Source organism: Pasteurellaceae bacterium RH1A, assembly GCA_012221805.1.
Classification (GTDB): domain Bacteria; phylum Pseudomonadota; class Gammaproteobacteria; order Enterobacterales; family Pasteurellaceae; genus RH1A.
The window spans coordinates 1,868,579-1,888,664 of sequence record CP015195.1 but is presented as its reverse complement, the minus strand read 5'-3'; the positions used below and the strand labels follow the sequence as shown (position 1 = coordinate 1,888,664).

Annotated in this window: 16 protein-coding genes, 2 tRNA genes and 3 rRNA genes; 15 read left to right on the top strand and 6 right to left on the bottom strand. The window is 45.7% G+C overall.

Features of this window, described 5'->3' with window-relative positions; all coding sequences use genetic code 11:
- Nucleotides 1-5: 5 nt before the first annotated feature.
- Together A4G20_08905 and A4G20_08900 are read right to left on the bottom strand one after the other, a co-directional pair.
- A complete protein-coding gene (locus tag A4G20_08905) occupies nucleotides 6-1,259 on the bottom strand; it encodes a hypothetical protein (protein ID QIW16443.1) in 1,254 nt (417 codons plus the stop codon).
- Nucleotides 1,260-1,345: 86 nt separating this feature from the next.
- Complete coding sequence (locus tag A4G20_08900) at nucleotides 1,346-2,236, bottom strand: transcriptional regulator (protein ID QIW16442.1); 891 nt, start codon at nucleotides 2,234-2,236, stop codon at nucleotides 1,346-1,348.
- A 148-nt stretch (nucleotides 2,237-2,384) separates the two neighbouring features.
- Between A4G20_08900 and A4G20_08895 the strand changes: the two genes are divergently transcribed.
- From A4G20_08895 to A4G20_08845, 11 genes are all read left to right on the top strand, one after another.
- A complete protein-coding gene (locus tag A4G20_08895; protein QIW16441.1) occupies nucleotides 2,385-2,795 on the top strand; it encodes a hypothetical protein in 411 nt (136 codons plus the stop codon).
- A gap of 479 nt (nucleotides 2,796-3,274) precedes the next feature.
- Nucleotides 3,275-4,819: ribosomal RNA gene (locus tag A4G20_08890) — 16S ribosomal RNA — on the top strand.
- A 66-nt stretch (nucleotides 4,820-4,885) separates the two neighbouring features.
- Nucleotides 4,886-4,962 (top strand) — tRNA-Ile (locus A4G20_08885).
- A gap of 64 nt (nucleotides 4,963-5,026) precedes the next feature.
- Nucleotides 5,027-5,102, top strand: a tRNA-Ala gene (locus A4G20_08880).
- 327 nt (nucleotides 5,103-5,429) lie between these two features.
- Nucleotides 5,430-8,447: ribosomal RNA gene (locus A4G20_08875) — 23S ribosomal RNA — on the top strand.
- 128 nt (nucleotides 8,448-8,575) lie between these two features.
- Nucleotides 8,576-8,691 (top strand): 5S ribosomal RNA (gene rrf, locus A4G20_08870).
- The 16S, 23S and 5S rRNA genes sit together here with 2 tRNA genes alongside, the layout of an rRNA operon.
- 255 nt (nucleotides 8,692-8,946) lie before the next feature.
- On the top strand, nucleotides 8,947-9,915 hold the full coding sequence (locus A4G20_08865) for a hypothetical protein (GenBank protein QIW16440.1): 969 nt from the start codon (nucleotides 8,947-8,949) through the stop codon (nucleotides 9,913-9,915).
- 131 nt (nucleotides 9,916-10,046) lie between these two features.
- On the top strand, nucleotides 10,047-10,358 hold the full coding sequence (locus A4G20_08860) for an anhydro-N-acetylmuramic acid kinase (protein ID QIW16439.1): 312 nt from the start codon (nucleotides 10,047-10,049) through the stop codon (nucleotides 10,356-10,358).
- Nucleotides 10,358-11,080 (top strand): tRNA pseudouridine(65) synthase TruC, encoded by a 723-nt coding sequence (locus A4G20_08855; protein ID QIW16438.1) that lies wholly within the window; start codon nucleotides 10,358-10,360, stop codon nucleotides 11,078-11,080. Before A4G20_08860 ends, A4G20_08855 begins: the two co-directional genes overlap by 1 nt.
- Nucleotides 11,081-11,154: 74 nt before the next feature.
- Nucleotides 11,155-12,336: a carboxylate--amine ligase gene (locus A4G20_08850; GenBank protein QIW16437.1), complete on the top strand. Its 1,182-nt coding sequence runs from the start codon at nucleotides 11,155-11,157 to the stop codon at nucleotides 12,334-12,336.
- Nucleotides 12,337-12,345: 9 nt separating this feature from the next.
- Nucleotides 12,346-13,098 carry a transposase gene (locus tag A4G20_08845; GenBank protein QIW16436.1) on the top strand — a complete coding sequence of 251 codons (753 nt, stop codon included), beginning with the start codon at nucleotides 12,346-12,348 and terminating at the stop codon, nucleotides 13,096-13,098.
- Between the two features lie 42 nt (nucleotides 13,099-13,140).
- Here A4G20_08845 and A4G20_08840 read toward each other — a convergent pair whose 3' ends face one another.
- From A4G20_08840 to A4G20_08825, 4 genes are all read right to left on the bottom strand, one after another.
- Nucleotides 13,141-14,052: a GTPase Era gene (locus A4G20_08840; GenBank protein ID QIW16435.1), complete on the bottom strand. Its 912-nt coding sequence runs from the start codon at nucleotides 14,050-14,052 to the stop codon at nucleotides 13,141-13,143.
- A 69-nt stretch (nucleotides 14,053-14,121) separates the two neighbouring features.
- A complete protein-coding gene (locus A4G20_08835; GenBank protein QIW16434.1) occupies nucleotides 14,122-14,793 on the bottom strand; it encodes a ribonuclease III in 672 nt (223 codons plus the stop codon).
- Nucleotides 14,794-14,795: 2 nt separating this feature from the next.
- Complete coding sequence (locus A4G20_08830) at nucleotides 14,796-15,755, bottom strand: signal peptidase I (protein ID QIW16433.1); 960 nt, start codon at nucleotides 15,753-15,755, stop codon at nucleotides 14,796-14,798.
- Between the two features lie 66 nt (nucleotides 15,756-15,821).
- Entirely contained in the window at nucleotides 15,822-16,106 is a 285-nt protein-coding gene (locus A4G20_08825) for a hypothetical protein (protein ID QIW16432.1), read from the bottom strand.
- A gap of 318 nt (nucleotides 16,107-16,424) precedes the next feature.
- Between A4G20_08825 and A4G20_08820 the strand changes: the two genes are divergently transcribed.
- The 4 genes from A4G20_08820 to A4G20_08805 all read left to right on the top strand — a co-directional run bounded on the left by A4G20_08820 (nucleotide 16,425) and on the right by A4G20_08805 (nucleotide 20,055).
- Nucleotides 16,425-17,978: a cytochrome d terminal oxidase subunit 1 gene (locus A4G20_08820; protein ID QIW16431.1), complete on the top strand. Its 1,554-nt coding sequence runs from the start codon at nucleotides 16,425-16,427 to the stop codon at nucleotides 17,976-17,978.
- Between the two features lie 13 nt (nucleotides 17,979-17,991).
- Nucleotides 17,992-19,128 carry a cytochrome d ubiquinol oxidase subunit II gene (locus tag A4G20_08815; GenBank protein ID QIW16430.1) on the top strand — a complete coding sequence of 379 codons (1,137 nt, stop codon included), beginning with the start codon at nucleotides 17,992-17,994 and terminating at the stop codon, nucleotides 19,126-19,128.
- Nucleotides 19,129-19,244: 116 nt separating this feature from the next.
- A complete protein-coding gene (locus A4G20_08810) occupies nucleotides 19,245-19,532 on the top strand; it encodes a cyd operon protein YbgE (GenBank protein QIW16429.1) in 288 nt (95 codons plus the stop codon).
- Between the two features lie 133 nt (nucleotides 19,533-19,665).
- Nucleotides 19,666-20,055, top strand: coding sequence for a tol-pal system-associated acyl-CoA thioesterase (locus A4G20_08805; GenBank protein QIW16428.1), 390 nt, complete (start codon nucleotides 19,666-19,668; stop codon nucleotides 20,053-20,055).
- The last annotated feature ends 31 nt before the right edge of the window (nucleotides 20,056-20,086 follow it).

Sequence of the window (20,086 nt, the reverse complement as noted above, 5' to 3'; positions counted from 1 at the left end):
TGGGCTTAGCCAATCAACTTAAAGTAATAGGCAATAAAGAGCAGGGTGAAGGCTGAGAGATAAATCAGGCCGATGATGGAGAGCCAGTAGAGGCCGCCCCGCACGCGGTGTTCGCCCTGGGTGACCAAGGAAAGGTTGAGCCAGGCGAAAATTGGGGCGGAGACAAAGGAGCAAATCATGGCCAGGTTAAGCATGGCGGCCACATCACTCATAAAGCCACCGATGATGATAATACCTGAGGCCGCGGCCAAGGTCATCCATAGGTTGAGCTGCATTTGTGAGCTTTCTTTCTTATTGGTTAGGAGGCGGAAGGCTTCCGCATTCGCACGGGAATAGCCGTCAATCACCGTGATGGTGGTGCCGAACATACACATAAAGGCGATAAAAGCAATCAGGAGTTTGGACCAGTCGCCGATGGCATAGGCATACATATTAATCAGCTGGCCGATGTACTTGGCGCCCGCACGCTCGACAGCTTCGCCCGAACCGTATTGGATAAGCGCCCCCAAGGCCAAGAAGACGATGGCCAGAATTGCCGTGCCGATATAGCCCACGTTAAAGTCGAAAATCCCATCCTTGTAGCTGACCTTGTTTACCCGTCTTTTGGCCACCACCCACATAGAGTTTACCGCTGAAATTTCAATTGGCGCTGGCATCCAACCCATCAGGGCAACGATAAAGCCTAGGGCGGCCAAGTTCCAAGGGGAGGGTTCGACAAAATCAGGCATCATGACGCTGCCCTTGAAGGAGGCGATGATGACGGCGGTGACGGTGGAAAGGGTGAGGGCGGTCATCACCCATTTTGAAATGCCGTCTAAGAGGCGGTATTTGCCCAGTAAGAGAATACCCCAGGTGCTTGCAATCACAATGGTGCTGAGTTGGGGGATGGATAAGTCCATAGGCAGGGCGAATTTGAGAATGGCTGCTGTCAAAATCCCCACGCCTGCGGTGTTGATCATGGTGGCGAAAATATTCAATAAAAAGAAGATCAGCAAATAGAAGTAGCTTTTTTCCTTGTAGCCTTCTAGCAGGGTTTTGTTGGAGGCCAAGGTGTATTGGGCGCCAAAGCGGAAAAAGGGGTATTTAAAGAGATTGGCCAGAATAATAATGAGGGCAAGTTGCCAGCCATAAATCGCGCCAGATTGGGTGGAGGCCACAATGTGTGAGCCACCCACGGCGGCGGAGGCCATTAAAACGCCAGGCCCCATGGCCTTAAATTTTGAACCCCAGGTGGAGTTTTCTGCTTGTTCTTGTGTCATAAAAATTCCTTAAGTGTAAAAAAGATGTTACTGGAATTTAATGCATAAAAAATGAAAAAACAAGCAGCTAATAGCAAATTTTGTGACTAAATTTGCAGATTTTTGAAATATTGGATAATTAAGTCACAAGCAATACGGACTTTTTCAGACTGCACCCGCTGGAGGGTCACCAGATAAAGGGGAACAGGCGGCAGTTTCCAGTTGCAAAAAACTTGGACTAATTCACCGCTTGCCAGGGCCGCTTTAACATCATCAACAGGCTGAATGGAAAGACCAAAACCATTCATGGTCAAGCGGCGGCTGGAATAGAGGGAGTTGCAGGTTACCCGATAATTAGGCTGGATCTGGACTTTTTTATCACCATTGTGCAAGGTCAGGCTGGTGTAGCGATCGTTGAGGAAGTTAATCCAATCTAGATCGGCCAAATCCTCAACGCGGTTGGGCAAGGGGCGGCTGGCGAAATAGTCACGATGGGCAACGATGGCCCATTCAAAATCATAGATGTGGCGGGCGATCATATTGTCTTGTAGCACACCATCCCCTGCCCGCAGGGCAATATCAATACGTTGATCTAAAAGATCGATGACCTTGTCTTCAAAATAAAATTTAAGGTGGAAATCAAGATGTTGATCAACAATTTGCTTGAAGGCTTTAATCAAGAGACTATCTAAGAGGCCGGTTACGCAGGCAATATTGAGTTCGCCAATGGGGCTGGAACGGAGCAATTCAACACTTTTTACGGCCTTTTCAGCTTGTTTGAGCATATCGGCCGTATGGCGATAAAAGGCCTCGCCAGCTTCTGTGAGAGAAAGTTTGCGGGTTGTGCGGGTCAGCAATTTAATCCGCAACTGATTTTCCAGCTTTTGAATGGATTGGGTAATGGCCGAAGGTGTCATATTGAGTTTGTCTGCGGCAGCCTGCATGGAGCCTTGTTCAACTACCGTTGCAAAAACAGACATTGCCTTGAAGTCGTACATATTGAGTCCTTATTCTTCACTTTGGCTTAATAGTTTATTAAGTAAACTGATCATAATCAAATGAAAAAACTCCGCTATAATGCCACCCATCAGTTGCCAGCGGGCAGCTGTTTTTCTTTTTTTATATTCTATTTTCGAGGAATCATTTATGAACCAACTTTTAGACAAACTGCGCCCTTATGCCTTTTTAATTGCCCGTATCGTTGCAGGCTATATGTTCTTGCTCCACGGTACGGCAAAATTCTTTGAATTCCCAATGTCCATGACAGGTGGAAACGGCAGCGTGGCCCTCTTTTCCCTTTTCGGCCTTGCCGGCATTTTAGAAATCGTGGGCGGCCTCTTTATCATTCTAGGCCTTTTCACCCGTCCAACCGCTTTCTTATTGTCAGGCCAAATGGCCTATGCCTACTTGTTCCACGTGCAAAGTGATGGCTTCCCATTGCTTCCACTATTGAACAAGGGTGAGCTTGCAGCACTTTACTCTGTCTTCTTCTTAGTCTTAGTTTTTACTGGTGCAGGAAAATTATCCTTAGACCACAAATTATCGACTAAACAATAAAACTTAGCCCACCGTCTTGGTGGGTTTTGTTTTTGTGGGCCAACAAGCGGGTCAAATGGCCAAGAAATTTGCAAATTTCCTTTAGGATTTATCCGCTTGTATGGGGCTTACATGGGGAGAGTGGAGAGGTTTTATTCAGTTTGCACTAAATGTAGGCAAAAGAAGGCTTTTTCAAGAAAAATTTCAAAAATTTTACAAAAAACGCTTGCGAAGATTTCCAAAATCTCTATAATACGCCCCATCGCAACGACGCACAGTTGCAAATCAGTTTTCTGCAAGTGCGTCGTTCTTTTTTGCTCTTTAAAAAGATATCAGACAATCTGTGTGGGCACTTGTTGATTGACTTGTTAAAAATATATTTTAATTTTGAAGTCTTAATAGGTGCTTAAACTAGAAATTCATTATTAGATATTAGTTCTTTTGGATTAATATTTACTATGTAAACTTTAGCTAAGCAGTTTATTGAGCGATTAAACTTTTTGAATTGAAGAGTTTGATCATGGCTCAGATTGAACGCTGGCGGCAGGCTTAACACATGCAAGTCGAACGGTAGCAGGAAGAAGCTTGCTTCTTTGCTGACGAGTGGCGGACGGGTGAGTAATGCTTGGGAATCTGGCTTATGGAGGGGGATAACGACGGGAAACTGTCGCTAATACCGCGTAGTCTCTTAGGAGTAAAGTGTGGGACCTTCGGGCCACATGCCATAAGATGAGCCCAAGTGGGATTAGGTAGTTGGTGGGGTAAAGGCCTACCAAGCCGACGATCTCTAGCTGGTCTGAGAGGATGACCAGCCACACTGGAACTGAGACACGGTCCAGACTCCTACGGGAGGCAGCAGTGGGGAATATTGCACAATGGGCGGAAGCCTGATGCAGCCATGCCGCGTGAATGAAGAAGGCCTTCGGGTTGTAAAGTTCTTTCGGTGATGAGGAAGGCGGTTAGTTTAATAGACTAATCGATTGACGTTAGTCACAGAAGAAGCACCGGCTAACTCCGTGCCAGCAGCCGCGGTAATACGGAGGGTGCGAGCGTTAATCGGAATAACTGGGCGTAAAGGGCATGTAGGCGGTTACTTAAGTGAGATGTGAAAGCCCCGGGCTTAACCTGGGAATTGCATTTCATACTGGGTAGCTAGAGTATGTTAGGGAGGGGTAGAATTCCACGTGTAGCGGTGAAATGCGTAGAGATGTGGAGGAATACCGAAGGCGAAGGCAGCCCCTTGGGACAATACTGACGCTGAGATGCGAAAGCGTGGGGAGCAAACAGGATTAGATACCCTGGTAGTCCACGCTGTAAACGCTGTCGATTTGGGGATTGGGGTTTGACTCTGGTGCCCGAAGCTAACGTGATAAATCGACCGCCTGGGGAGTACGGCCGCAAGGTTAAAACTCAAATGAATTGACGGGGGCCCGCACAAGCGGTGGAGCATGTGGTTTAATTCGATGCAACGCGAAGAACCTTACCTACTCTTGACATCCATAGAAGGACTCAGAGATGAGTCTGTGCCTTCGGGAGCTATGAGACAGGTGCTGCATGGCTGTCGTCAGCTCGTGTTGTGAAATGTTGGGTTAAGTCCCGCAACGAGCGCAACCCTTATCCTTTGTTGCCAGCATGTAAAGATGGGAACTCAAAGGAGACTGCCAGTGATAAACTGGAGGAAGGTGGGGATGACGTCAAGTCATCATGGCCCTTACGAGTAGGGCTACACACGTGCTACAATGGTGCATACAGAGGGCTGCGAGACGGCGACGTTGAGCGAATCTCAGAAAGTGCATCTAAGTCCGGATTGGAGTCTGCAACTCGACTCCATGAAGTCGGAATCGCTAGTAATCGCAAATCAGAATGTTGCGGTGAATACGTTCCCGGGCCTTGTACACACCGCCCGTCACACCATGGGAGTGGGTTGTACCAGAAGTAGATAGCTTAACCTTCGGGAGGGCGTTTACCACGGTATGATTCATGACTGGGGTGAAGTCGTAACAAGGTAACCGTAGGGGAACCTGCGGTTGGATCACCTCCTTACCGAAACAAGAACGACTGCAAGTGTTCACACAGATTGTTTGATAGAAGGAAAGACAAAGCATCCTTTTGGGTCTGTAGCTCAGGTGGTTAGAGCGCACCCCTGATAAGGGTGAGGTCGGTGGTTCAAGTCCACTCAGACCCACCACTCAAGCCAAGCGAAGTAAAACAAAGCGAGTGTGAAGAGTGAAAAACCGGAAGGAAAGATGTTTGGGGATATAGCTCAGCTGGGAGAGCGCCTGCCTTGCACGCAGGAGGTCAGCGGTTCGATCCCGCTTATCTCCACCAAGTCATCATTTTTGAATGTTTTACAAGCGGAGTAAAAATGCGAAATTTTTGCAAGCGCCAAATGATGTAAGCTAAAACATTGAAAAATGATGATGGTCGAAAGACCTTGTCTGATTGTTCTTTAAAAATTTGTAAACAAGCTGAAAAACTGAAGAGACTTTCAAGTCCGATATGAAGAGAAATCAACATATCAAAAGGATAAGAAAAAGTCTGAGTAGTAAAAATCTTGAACGAACAAAAGCGTTCAAGTCTAGTTGTTAATTAGACCTAAGTGTTTGAAAAAGTGAAGCTAAGATAAAACGAAGCGAACTTAGAAGAGCGTTTGAGGTTGTATAGTTAAGTGACTAAGCGTACACGGTGGATGCCTTGGCAATCAGAGGCGAAGAAGGACGTGCTAATCTGCGAAAAGCTTGGATGAGTTGATAAGAAGCGTTTAATCCAAGATATCCGAATGGGGAAACCCAGTAGGTGAAGAACCTACTATCTATTGCTGAATACATAGGCAATAGAGGCAAACCGGGAGAACTGAAACATCTAAGTACCCCGAGGAAAAGAAATCAACCGAGATTCCGTGAGTAGCGGCGAGCGAAAGTGGAAGAGCCAGTAAGTTATAGCAGTGAGGTTAGAGGAATCAGCTGGGAAGCTGGGCCATAGCGGGTGATAGCCCCGTACTTGAAAGCCTTATTGTGGAACTAAGCTTACGACAAGTAGGGCGGGACACGTGATATCCTGTCTGAAGATGGGGGGACCATCCTCCAAGGCTAAATACTCCTGATTGACCGATAGTGAACCAGTACTGTGAAGGAAAGGCGAAAAGAACCCCAGCGAGGGGAGTGAAATAGAACCTGAAACCGTGTACGTACAAGCAGTGGGAGCCGCAAGGTGACTGCGTACCTTTTGTATAATGGGTCAGCGACTTATATTTTGTAGCGAGGTTAACCGAATAGGGGAGCCGTAGGGAAACCGAGTCTTAACTGGGCGTCTAGTTGCAAGGTATAGACCCGAAACCCGGTGATCTAGCCATGGGCAGGTTGAAGGTTGGGTAACACTAACTGGAGGACCGAACCGACTAATGTTGAAAAATTAGCGGATGACTTGTGGCTGGGGGTGAAAGGCCAATCAAACCGGGAGATAGCTGGTTCTCCCCGAAATCTATTTAGGTAGAGCCTTGAGCGGACACCTTCGGGGTAGAGCACTGTTTCGGCTAGGGGTCCATCCCGGATTACCAACCCGATGCAAACTGCGAATACCGAAGAGTGATACTCAGGAGACACACGGTGGGTGCTAACGTCCATCGTGAAGAGGGAAACAACCCAGACCGCCAGCTAAGGTCCCCAAGTACTAATTAAGTGGGAAACGAAGTGGGAAGGCTTAGACAGCTAGGATGTTGGCTTAGAAGCAGCCACCATTTAAAGAAAGCGTAATAGCTCACTAGTCGAGTCGGCCTGCGCGGAAGATGTAACGGGGCTAAAATTAGTCACCGAAGCTGCGGCATCAGGAGCAACATTAATGGTTTTTAGGATTAACAACTCACGAACGAAGTGAGTGAGTTGGTCAAGCCAACAAAACGGTGAGTCGGGTTGCGCCGACAAGAATCATTAATGTTGCTCCTGTTGGGTAGGGGAGCGTCGTGTAAGCGGATGAAGGTGAATCGAGAGGTTTGCTGGACGTATCACGAGTGCGAATGCTGACATAAGTAACGATAAAACGAGTGAAAAACTCGTTCGCCGGAAGACCAAGGGTTCCTGTCCAACGTTAATCGGGGCAGGGTGAGTCGGCCCCTAAGGCGAGGCTGAAAAGCGTAGTCGATGGGAAACGGGTTAATATTCCCGTACTTGGATAAACTGCGATGTGGGGACGGAGAAGGTTAGGTTAGCAGACTGTTGGATGTCTGTTTAAGGCGGTAGGTGGAGAGTTTAGGCAAATCCGGACTCTCTTAACACCGAGAACTGATGACGAGGTGCTACGGCACTGAAGTAACTGATACCACGCTTCCAGGAAAAGCCACTAAGCTTCAGGTTTATCTAAACCGTACTGAAAACCGACACAGGTGGTCAGGTAGAGAATACTCAGGCGCTTGAGAGAACTCGGGTGAAGGAACTAGGCAAAATAGCACCGTAACTTCGGGAGAAGGTGCGCTTACCGTAATTGTAGTCCCTTGCGGACGAAGGTGAAGTAAGTCGAAGATACCAGCTGGCTGCAACTGTTTATTAAAAACACAGCACTCTGCAAACACGAAAGTGGACGTATAGGGTGTGATGCCTGCCCGGTGCTGGAAGGTTAATTGATGGTGTTATCGCAAGAGAAGCTCCTGATCGAAGCCCCAGTAAACGGCGGCCGTAACTATAACGGTCCTAAGGTAGCGAAATTCCTTGTCGGGTAAGTTCCGACCTGCACGAATGGCATAATGATGGCCAGGCTGTCTCCACCCGAGACTCAGTGAAATTGAAATCGCCGTGAAGATGCGGTGTACCCGCGGCTAGACGGAAAGACCCCGTGAACCTTTACTATAGCTTGACACTGAACATTGAATTTTGATGTGTAGGATAGGTGGGAGCCTTTGAAGCAGTCACGCCAGTGATTGTGGAGTCGTCCTTGAAATACCACCCTTTAACGTTTGATGTTCTAACGAAGTATGGAAACACGTACTCGGACAGTGTCTGGTGGGTAGTTTGACTGGGGCGGTCTCCTCCCAAAGTGTAACGGAGGAGCACGAAGGTTTGCTAATGACGGTCGGACATCGTCAGGTTAGTGCAATGGTATAAGCAAGCTTAACTGCGAGACAGACAAGTCGAGCAGGTGCGAAAGCAGGTCATAGTGATCCGGTGGTTCTGAATGGAAGGGCCATCGCTCAACGGATAAAAGGTACTCCGGGGATAACAGGCTGATACCGCCCAAGAGTTCATATCGACGGCGGTGTTTGGCACCTCGATGTCGGCTCATCACATCCTGGGGCTGAAGTAGGTCCCAAGGGTATGGCTGTTCGCCATTTAAAGTGGTACGCGAGCTGGGTTTAGAACGTCGTGAGACAGTTCGGTCCCTATCTGCCGTGGGCGTTGGAGAATTGAGAGGGGTTGCTCCTAGTACGAGAGGACCGGAGTGAACGCACCACTGGTGTTTCGGTTGTGTCGCCAGACGCATTGCCGAGTAGCTAAGTGCGGAAGAGATAAGTGCTGAAAGCATCTAAGCACGAAACTTGCCTCGAGATGAGTTCTCCCTAGCTATAAGCTAGTAAGGGTTGTTGGAGACTACGACGTAGATAGGTCAGGTGTGTAAGTGGTGTGAGCCATTGAGCTAACTGATACTAATTGCCCGAGAGGCTTAACTATACAACGCTCAAGCGTTTTTAGGCGAAATAAAAAAGCCAAAAACAAAGAAAGCAAGAAACAACAAATAAAAAGACTACTAGGTTTTCAGCTTGATTACAAAAAAGAACAAAAACAAAAAAATAAAACACCAGAGAAAAGAATTTTCCTGATGGCCATAGTGCTGTGGCACCACCTGACCCCATACCGAACTCAGAAGTGAAACGCAGTCACGCCGATGGTAGTGTGGGGTTTCCCCATGTGAGAGTAGGACACCATCAGGGTTTTATACCGAGAACCGCTAGGGCGAAAGCTTTAGCGGTTTTTTGCTTTTATACATTTCATTTCCTGCCTTTATCCTCCATTTCTATTTAGTTAAATCTAGTTCAATAAATAACCATTTTGGCAAGAGAGTATACTCTCTTTACTCCCTATTGACATAGGGAGTAAAACAAGCCTATTCAGCTAAAGCGGTATCCTCGCGCCTGTTTTGGTCTTTATTTCTTGTTAAGTCACTATATTTATCCTAGAGGTGGATTATGCTTAAATTTAGTAAAAAACAAACTCTTTTGATGTTAGGGGTTTTATTGGGAGGAGGGCTTACCAGTCTTTCTCTTCCAGCAACAGAAATTGATAATGATGCAGTATTTGCTAAATTATTTGATAGCAAGCTAGATTATACAAAGGACGATCCAAACCGACTTTGTAATCCTAATGCTGAAGAAGCATATTTAAATAATTATATTTATAAATTAAATGATAGTGTTTATGTTCCTTTTAGAGCCTTAGGATCATATTCCCTGTTAGATCTGAGTGATAAAGATAAAATTTATGATAGTCCACTTTGGGATAGTTATCTCGATAGGCTAGAATTAGGAGCTTTAGAAAAAGCGGAGTTTAAAAGGAATAATACCTTGCCTGATGAGTTTGTTAAACTTGTAGAATATTCCAAATCATTTATGGATAAATTACAATCAATGGAAGATGATATTTCAATCAAAAATATTGTAAGTGAAATTAGCTATGATATAGAGAAAGAGAAGCTATTTTTGCTATTTGCACCTAATAGAATTCATGATGTAATTTCTGCAAGATTTGAATCTACACTCAAAGATGAAAAGGACTATCTAAAACTTGTTCTTGATGTGCCATTTGATGAAATGAAAAAGATAACAGTGGATCCCAAGAATGTGATTTATCGTGTTGATGTATTACTTAAACAGCTTGATAAGGGAAGCATTGCTTTAGATGGATATTCTAGGGGAGATTATAGGGGAGCTTCGTATCAGATAAAATCAATTTCACCTGAAGTTGAGCTTTTTAAAGGTAGTGTCATCAAAAAGAGTGATGGAGATTATTATTATTCTGCTTGTGGGAGATATGAAAACAGCTATACGAAGATACCTCTTTCAGAGGGTAAGTTAGGAACTCTCAAAGTGAAAAATCCACAACTATGTGATGAACGAATGGAAAATTGCCGTCCAATCACTATCTCCGATTCCTTCTAACCCTCTTTGCACCTGCTTTAAATGCAGGTGCTTTTTTATACTCAAACCAAACGTTAAGCCTTGGCAAACTATCTAAGACAAGCGCCCCAAAAAAGGTTAAAATCCGCAAATTTCAACTTCAATATATCACAATGAAAACACACATTCGCCAACATTTAACCGATCTGCAAATCGCTATGCACCTACACCATGTATGGGAGGCTACGCCACCTTCGGCAGAGGCGCTTGCTAATGATCAACCCTTTTGCCTAGGTACACTTAGCCCTACCCAGTGGTTACAATGGGTTTTTATTCCTCGTATGAATGCCTTGCTGGACGCTAATGCCCCTTTGCCGACCAACTTTGCTATTAGCCCTTACTTAGAAGAGGCCTTGAAAGATGAGGCTTATTTATCAGCCCTTTGCCAGCCACTTGTGGCACTTGAGAAGATCTTAAAAGCCTGATGGAACTGGATATCTTATACCGTGATGAGGAGCTGATCGCCATTAACAAGCCAGCTGGTATGTTGGTGCATCGCTCTTGGTTGGACAAGCATGAAACCGTTTTTGCCATGCAGACCTTAAGAGATCAAATCGGCCAGCACGTTTTTCCCATTCATCGCCTAGATAGGCCGACTTCTGGCGTGCTGCTCTTTGCTCTTAATAGCGAAATGGCTCGCTTGATGAGCGAGCAGTTTGAGCAACATCAGGTTGAGAAATCTTACTGGGCCATTGTTCGGGGCTATCTTAATGGCCAGGGGAGGATTGATTATCCGCTCAAGGTGGTGCGGGATAAGATTGCCGATAAGTTTTCGGGCGAGAAGGAGGCTCAAGAGGCTGTTACGGATTTTCGCAGTTTAAAGCAGGTAGAAATGCCTTACCCTGCGGGCAAGTTTAATACTGCTCGCTATAGCCTTGTTGAGCTTTATCCGCAAACAGGCCGCAAGCACCAGTTACGCCGCCACCTTAAACATCTCTTTCACCCCATTATGGGCGACACCAACTATGGTGATTTACACCAAAACCGTGCCTTAACCCAGCATACAGGCTGCGACAGGCTTATGCTACACAGCCGAACCCTATCTTTTACCCACCCTAGACATTTGCAAAAAATTGAGATTTTTGCCCCGCTTGATCAGCAGTGGCTTGACCTCTTTGTGGCTTTTGGTTGGCTGGATATAAAGTGACGGAAAATGTTTGGTAATTTGTGCATTTTCACTTAGAATCATGTACAAATTTTATTTCAAATCGAGGAAAACCTATGTCTAGACCCTTAAATTTCGTGATGATTTCCCCGCATTTCCCCACCAATTTTGAAACCTTTGCGGTTCGCTTGCGGGAAAATGGCTTTAACACCCTGGGGATTGCTGACACGCCTTATGAGCATTTAAGCGAAAACCTAAGAAACAACTTAACCGAGTATTATCGTGTCGATAATATGGAAGACTATGAGCAGGTCTATCGTGCCGTGGGCTACTTTGCCCATAAGTATGGCCGAATTGACCGCATTGAGTCCCACAATGAATATTGGCTGGAACTGGATGCTGCTTTGCGTACTGATTTCAATGTCTTCGGCTATAAAAATGAAGATATGTTAGCCATCAAAACCAAGGCACAGATGAAGGAAGTTTTCCGCAGTGCAGGCCTTAAAGTGGCTCAAGGCAAGGTGTTCCATAGCGATGATGAAGCCAAGAAATTGGCTAAACAGTTTGGTTTCCCTGTGATTATCAAGCCAAATTCAGGCGTGGGTGCCAGCGATACCTATAAGATCAAAACGGCCGAGGAATTAGAAGGCTTTTTCAGCCAGAAAAATCCTCATGTAGAATACATTATGGAAGAGTTTATTGAGGGCGATATTGTTACCTTCGATGGCTTGACCGATAAAGAGGGCAACATTGTCTTCTATTCTAGTTTGGAATATTCCGAAGCGGTGCTGGATACGGTGTCCAGCGACAATGATATGTTCTACTATGTCCCTCGTGAAATTTCGCCAGAACTGGTCAAATTGGGCAAGGTTTGCGTAGATGCCTTTAAGGTGCGTGAACGCTTCTTCCATTTTGAATTCTTCCGCATCAAGGGCAAAAAAGATCAGTTCCTGCCGCTTGAAATCAACTGCCGTCCGCCAGGTGGCTTAACCATTGATATGTGGAACTATGCCAACGATTTCGATGTGTTCAATGAATACGCCCACATCGTTAAGGACAACAGCTTCCAGGCCAAAATCACCCATCCGTGGAATGTGGTTTATATTTCCCGTAAGGCCAATAAAAATTACGCCAATTCCATTGCGGCCATTTGCGAGAAATTTGCGGGCAACATTATCAGCGTGCAAAGTGTGCCAGGCGTTTTTGCTAAGATTATGGGCGAAGAGGGCATTTTGGCTCGCACTGAAACCATGGAACAAATGCGTGAAATCGTGCGTTTTGCACAAGAAAAACAGTAGGGGTAAGGAATGCATTTTGAAAGACGTAGCCACTGGAGTGGCGAATTAGGCCGTGAAATGCACTTTAATGTGTATGGTCACGCAGGTAAACCTGTGGTGGTTTTCCCATCATCAGGCGGCAACCAAAATGAATATGGCAGCTTTGGGATGATTGAGGCCTGCCGATCTTTTATCGATCGTGGCTTAATTAAGTTTTATACGCCAGATTCCTTTGACAGCGAATCTTGGCTGGCCACCTATAAATCGGGCCACGATATGGCCCTGGCCCATAATGCCTACGACCGCTATATCGTCAATGAGCTGGTGCCACTAATTCGCCATGAATCCCACTGGGGCGAGGCCATGATTGCCACGGGGTGCAGCATGGGGGCTTATCACACCATCAACTTTGCCCTGCGCCATCCTGATTTGTTCGACACTGCTATTGCTTTAAGTGGTGTATATGATGCCCGCTTCTTTACGGGGGAAATCAACGGTGATCAGGCCATTTATTTCAACTCGCCGATTGATTATCTGTGGAACCAACACGATAGCTGGTTCTTGGAGCGTTATCGTGAGAACCACTATATTGTGGCCGTTGGCCAAGGCGCTTGGGAAGAGCAGCATATTGCGGATACTAAACGCTTGGAAGAGGCCTTCCGTGCCAAGGGAATTGAGGGCTGGTTTGACTACTGGGGCCATGATGTCGATCACGACTGGCCTTGGTGGCGGGTGCAAATGCCTTTCTTCCTTGAGAAGCTGGAAGAGCAGGGGATTATTTAAGTAAAAAGAAGGGTTAATGCTGAGCATTAACCCTTTTGTTTCTTATTCGTCAATATAGCCTAAACTGCGTAAGGCACGTTCATCATCTGCCCAGCCGGCCTTGACCTTGACCCAAAGTTCCAGGTGAACCTTGTTGTCAAAAAGGCGTTCCATATCTGCTCGAGCCTCAGTGCCGATAACCTTAATCTTTTGGCCCTTGTTGCCGATAACCATTTTTTTCTGGCCATCACGTTCGACCAAAATCAGGCCGTTGATCTCATAAGTGCCTCGTTCGTTTGTTTTGAACTGTTCAATTTCAACCGTCACAGAATAAGGCAATTCTTCGCCCAAGAAACGCATGAGTTTTTCACGGATGATTTCCGAGGCCATAAAGCGTTGGGAGCGGTCGGTGACATAATCTTCAGGGAAGTGATGCACCCCCTCACGCAGGGATTCCCGCACGATTTTTTGCAGGATATGCACATTTTTACCCCGTTGGGCCGAAATAGGCAGGATTTCCTTGAAGTCAAACTTTTGGGAAAGCTCGGTTAAATGCGGCAGCAACTCTTCCTTGTGTTTGATGTTGTCGATCTTATTGATGGCTAGCACCACAGGGGCCTTAGCCGAGCGGAGCTTATTGAGCACCATCTCATCATCGTCTGTCCACTTGGTGCCTTCCACCACAAAGATAATCAAATCCACATCGCCAATGGCCGAGCTAGCGGCACGGTTCATCAGGCGGTTAATCGCACGTTTTTCCTCAATATGCAGGCCAGGGGTATCTACATAGATGGCCTGATATTGGTCTTCGGTGTGAATGCCCACAATGCGGTGACGGGTGGTTTGGGCCTTGCGGGAGGTGATGGAAATTTTCTGCCCTAGGATCTTGTTTAAGAGGGTCGATTTGCCTACATTGGGTCTGCCAACAATGGCAATGAAGCCGCAGTAGGTCTTGTCAAATTGGGTGTCTGTCATGGGGTTCTCTTGTTTAGCAAGCGGTCTATTTTTTTGCAAAAACTTGCAAAAATTTCACCGCTTGTTGGGTTATTTGAGTTTGAGCAAATTAATCACTTGCTCGGCGGCCTGCTGTTCTGCCTTGCGGCGGCTGCTGCCTGTGCCAATAAAGGCGTTAGGAAAGCTCTCTACCTTGCAGCTGACCTTAAAGGTTTGGTTGTGGGCCTCGCCCCGAATATCGATAACTTCATATTCAGGTAGGGCTTTTTTACGGGCCTGTAGGTATTCTTGCAGGCGGGTTTTAGGATCTTTTTGGGCCTCGCCTGGGTTGATGTCCTTGAGGAAATCCGCATACCAGATATAAATCCGCTCCTTGGCACAGTCAAAGCCACAATCGAGGTAAATGCCTGCGATGATAGCTTCCACACAGTCGGCCAATATAGAGGCTCGGCGAAAGCCGCCGCTTTTTAGCTCACCAGGGCCGAGCTTAATATATTCGCCCAGGTTTAAGGCTTGGGCGATTTGGGCCAGGGTTTGTTCCCGCACTAGGGTTGCCCGCATGCGGCTGAGTTCTCCTTCGTTGGCCTTGGGGAATTTTTCATACAAGGCCTTGCCAATGGCGAAATTTAAAATGGAATCGCCCAGAAATTCCAGGCGTTCATTGTTTTTAGGGGCCGCACTGCGGTGGGTGAGGGCTTGGATCAGGTAGTCCATATTTTGGAACTGATAGCCCAATTTTTTTTGTAATCGTTCTAAGTGCATAATTACTCGATTTTGCTGAACATACGTTCAAAGCGTAATCCTTTCGGGAATTCGTTGGCTTTTTTGTCTAGGCTAAGCCAGATGTAGCTTGCCCGTCCAACCAGGTTCTTTTCTGGTACAAAGCCCCAGAAGCGGCTGTCTTCACTGTTGTCACGGTTGTCGCCCATAACAAAATAGTGTCCTTCAGGCACCTTCCATTCTCCCACATTCATGCCTTCTTGCTGGTAGAAATAAGGGGCATAGTTAAAAGCATAAGGATTGTTGAGGATTTGGTGGGTGACATCCCCTTTTTCGGTGCGTTCAACCTGCATTTCGCCGTGGTAGAAGAAATCTGGGTTAGGCTGACCTTGGCTGTATTCAAAGCGACTCACTTGGCCATCATTGTGAATAACCGTCAATTCACGGCTTTGAAGGTCAAATTTAACCGTGTCGCCCCCTACACCTACAACACGTTTGATGTAGTCAATATGGGGCTGTTGTGGGGCTTTGAAAACCACAATATCGCCTCGTTTAGCTGTACCTGTTGGGATTAAGGTATTTTGCCAGATAGGGTCTTTAATGCCGTAGGCATATTTTTCCACCACCAAGAAATCTCCAACTCGTAGGGTCGGTTCCATGGAGCCTGACGGAATTTGAAATGGCTCAACAATAAAGGAACGCAAAATGGTCACAAAGGCTAATACGCCAAAGAGGCCTGCGAAAAAGTCGCCCAGGGCTGAGCGGGGTAAAATGGCCTGTTTTTCTTCAGGACTAAGCGGGCGGGCCAGTTTTTGTTCTTGTTCTTGAATGGCTTGCTTGCGGCGTGGTTCAAGGCTGAAGGTGTAGTAGGCCCAAAAGCTCCCACACAGGGCAACCAATGCCACCAGCATAATCGACATGGTGTTAGGCAGCATCAGAGAGTCTAAAAACTTCCAAATGCCGTACAAAATGGCAATAAAAATTACCAAAAAAAGATTTCCCATTGGGCTAAATCTCCATACAAAATAAAGGTCTTATTCTAACAGAAAAGCGGCCAAGTAAAAAAGGCTTTATGCTTGTTCATCCTTGAGTTTTTCTAAGCCCTCAAGGCCCTTTTCGCAGCTTTTTTTCTGCATATCCGCATCCAGTTTTTCCAGGTCTTTTTTGGTTTGCGACAGGTTTTTCTTGATTTGGCTGATTTGTGGGTGGGTGCCAGGCTGTTTCTCGGCTTCCACAATGAGTTTTTCGGTTTGTTGGATCATTTTTTTGCAGGATTCAGCCAGTTCGCTATTGTTAGCCAAAAGAACTGGGCTAGATAATAAAAGGCTACAAGACACAAACAAGTGTTTCATCATAGGTTCTTCCTCTTTAAGATATTGTTAATGGATATTAACAGACAAAATCCCAAAAGTCACTGAAAGCCAAGTCTTAGGACAGCAACTTGATTTATATCAACTTTAGTGCAATTAGACGTTTTTCCCCATCAAAAATTCCTCACAAATTGTGATCAATCTAACATTTTTACTATTTTTAAACTTTACTTTTGCAGGTAGAATAGGCAACTGATTTTTAAACTTATGCATACCTATTTTGGGGTATGTGGTTTGGATCGTTTTGGGGTGATTACTTTAGGTAATCGAAATTTTTTCAGGCTTATTAAAAAGAGGTTTGAGATGTTAGACGTTGTTGAACTATCTCGATTGCAGTTTGCTTTAACTGCCTTATATCACTTCTTATTCGTGCCATTGACATTAGGTCTTTCTTTCGTTCTTGTGGTGATGGAAACCCTTTATGTGACAACTGGTAAAGAAGTATATAAAGATATGACCAAGTTCTGGGGTAAGTTATTTGGTATTAACTTCGCCCTGGGGGTAACAACTGGTATTACCATGGAATTCCAGTTCGGGACTAACTGGTCTTACTATTCTCACTATGTGGGAGATATTTTTGGTGCACCATTAGCCATTGAGGGCTTAATGGCCTTCTTCTTAGAATCTACCTTCATTGGTTTATTCTTCTTCGGTTGGGATCGCTTGTCCAAGGCTAAACACTTGATTGCGACCTACTGTGTGGCCTTTGGTTCTAACTTCTCAGCACTTTGGATCTTGGTAGCCAATGGTTGGATGCAAAACCCAGTGGGTTCTGAATTCAACTTTGAAACCATGCGTATGGAAATGGCCAGCTTCTCTGAGCTTGTCCTCAACCCGGTTACCCAATCTAAATTCTTACACACAGTAACCGCAGGCTATACTTGTGGTGCGGTATTCGTCTTAGGTATCAGCTCTTACTACCTCTTAAAAGGCCGTGATCTTGGCTTTGCCCGCCGTTCATTCTCTGTGGGTGCCAGCTTTGGTTTAGTGTCTATTTTAGCCGTGCTTGTAATGGGTGATGAGTCTGGTTACGAAATCGGTCGAGCACAACCTGTGAAACTTGCTGCCATGGAAGGGGAATTTGAAACCCAGCCAGCACCAGCAGCGTGGAATGCCTTTGTGATTCCAAATACCAAAGAAATGCGTAATGAGATGTCTATCCATATTCCATATATGGCAGGGATCATCGCAACTCGCTCTTTCGACACCGAAATCAAGGGCTTAAAAGACCTGCGTGTTGAAAACGAGCAACGTGTGCGTAACGGTATTGTGGCTTATGCCTTGCTTGAAAAATTACGTTCAGGCGACTACACCGCTGAAGAAAAAGCAGCCTTCAAAGATGTTTACCAAAAAGATCTAGGCTTCGGTTTACTCTTAAAAGCCTATACTGACAAGGTTGTAGATGCGACAGAAGAGCAGATCAAACAAGCTGCTGCCGACACCATCCCTAACGTGGGGCCAACCTTCTGGGCCTTCCGTATCATGATGGCTGCAGGTGGTTTAATGCTACTCTTGATTACCTGTGCCTTCGTGAGCAATATGCGTGGCAACTGGGGTAAACGTCCAATTCTCCACAAAGCACTCTTATGGGGCTTGCCATTGCCGTGGATTGCTATTGAGTCAGGTTGGTTCTTAGCTGAATATGGCCGTCAGCCATGGGCTATCTATAATGTCTTGCCAACAGGGGTGTCAAACTCAGCCCTGACAACAACAGACTTGTGGATCTCAATTGGTTTACTCTGTGGCCTTTATACCCTCTTCCTCGTGGTAGAAATGTATTTAATGTTCAAATATGGTCGTCTTGGCCCAAGCGCATTAAAAACAGGTCGTTATCACTTTGAACAATCTGCGAAATAAGTAGGAGTTAAAAATGTTAGATTATGAAGTTCTACGCTTTATTTGGTGGGTTTTAATCTGTGTATTATTGATCGGTTTTGCCATTACCGACGGCTTTGATATGGGCACACAAATGCTTTTACCTGTAATTGGTAAAAGCAATGTGGAACGCCGTGTGATGATCAACACCATCGCCCCGCACTGGGATGGTAACCAAGTTTGGTTATTAACTGGTGGTGGTGCCATCTTCGCAGCTTGGCCAACGGTTTATGCCACCTCTTTCTCTGGCTTCTATATGGCCATGATCTTGGTGCTTGCCGCCCTATTCTTCCGCCCAGTAGGCTTTGAATACCGTGCGAAAATTGACGATCAAAGATGGCGTAATGCTTGGGACTGGGGCTTGTTTATTGCAGGTTTCGTGCCAGCAGTGGTCTTCGGTGTGGCCTTTGGTAACCTCCTTCAAGGCGTACCATTTGAGTTCAACCAACTTAACCAAGTCAAATACACCGGCTCATTCTTCGGCTTACTCAATCCATTTGCCCTTTTATGTGGCGTGGTTAGCCTTATGATGTTAGTGACCCAAGGTGCAACCTGGTTACAAATGAAAACCACCGCAGATCTGCGTACTCGCTCAAGAAATGTGGCTCAATTAACCGCAGCAGTGGGCATCGTTGCCTTCCTTCTTGCAGGCGCTTGGTTATATATGAAAGATGGTTTTGTGGTCACCAGCCAGTTGGATCACAACGCCCAATCTCTCTTAACCAACAAAACTGTTGCCCTAGAGAGCGGTGCTTGGTTTAAAAACTATGTGGAAATGCCAGCCCTATGGCTCGTGCCTGTGGTTGCTGTATTGGGTGCCTTAATTACCATTGTGGCCTCCAAAGCTAACCGCAACGGCTTCGCCTTCTTTGGTTCATCACTTATGCAAGTGGGCATTATCCTCACTGCCGCAGTGTCAATGTTCCCATTCATTATGCCGTCAATCTCACACCCAAATGTTAGCTTGACCGTATGGGATGCAACTGCAAGTGAATTAACCTTAACCATTATGCTGGTTGTTGCCTGTATTTTCGTACCATTAGTGTTAGCCTATACCATTTGGTCTTATATCAAAATGTATGGCCGCATTGATGCCAAATTCATTGAAGACAACAGCGCAAGCGTTTACTAAGGAGCAAGTATGTTTTATGTAACTTGGGTTTTAGGCGTATTACTTGCCATTCTCTTTGCAACAGTGGTTACCATCAGCATTGAGAAAACGGGTAAATTTGACGAATAGGTCAGTAGATGATTCAATCACTCTACAATTTAACAGCAAAGGGCTTGATAAAAGCCCTTTCTTTCATTCTCGCCGTCAGCTTTTTTGCAATAATTTTGCTTAATTCAACCGCTTTCGCCCATAAATTTGGTGGCAGCGTGCCTTACCTTGCTCTCTCGGCATTTTACGGCATGGCCATTTTATTTATTCACGGCATCGGTTTTGAGATCAAAAGCCGCCTTTGGCAGCTGGTCTTTTTACCGCTGACAGGTTACCTGATTGTCCTATCTTCTATCATTTATATTCTTGCTTTGTAATAGAATGTAAATTTTTCAATCAAGCCCTGACTATTAAGGTAAAGGGCTTGCATTAGCCCCTTACTCTCTCTAAAATGGCAAGCTCATTTGCGCCTAAAAACTAGGCGTTTTTCTTTCTGAAAGGGAGCTTATCATGCACTTTCCCATTCGAGTTTATTATGAAGATACCGATGCAGGTGGTGTGGTTTATCACGCAAACTACCTGCATTTTTTTGAACGTGCCAGAACCGAATTTTTACGCCAAGCCGGCTTTTCCCAGCAGGCACTTTTTGCTGAAAACTTGGCCTTTGTGGTGAAAAAAATGGAAATTGACTACCAGTTTCCCGCACGTTTAGACGATTTATTGCAGGTAGAAACCACTATTTTGGAACTAAAAAAAGCCTCAATGGTCTTTCTACAGCGATTATATAAAGAAGGGCAGTGCCTGAGCCAAGCCAAGGTGACGGTCGCCAGTGTTAATTTAGAAAAAATGAAACCCGTGGCCCTGCCGAGCGCACTTAGCCACAGCCTACAAGCGGTCTAGTTTTTCGCATTTTTTGCAAATTTGGAGTTTT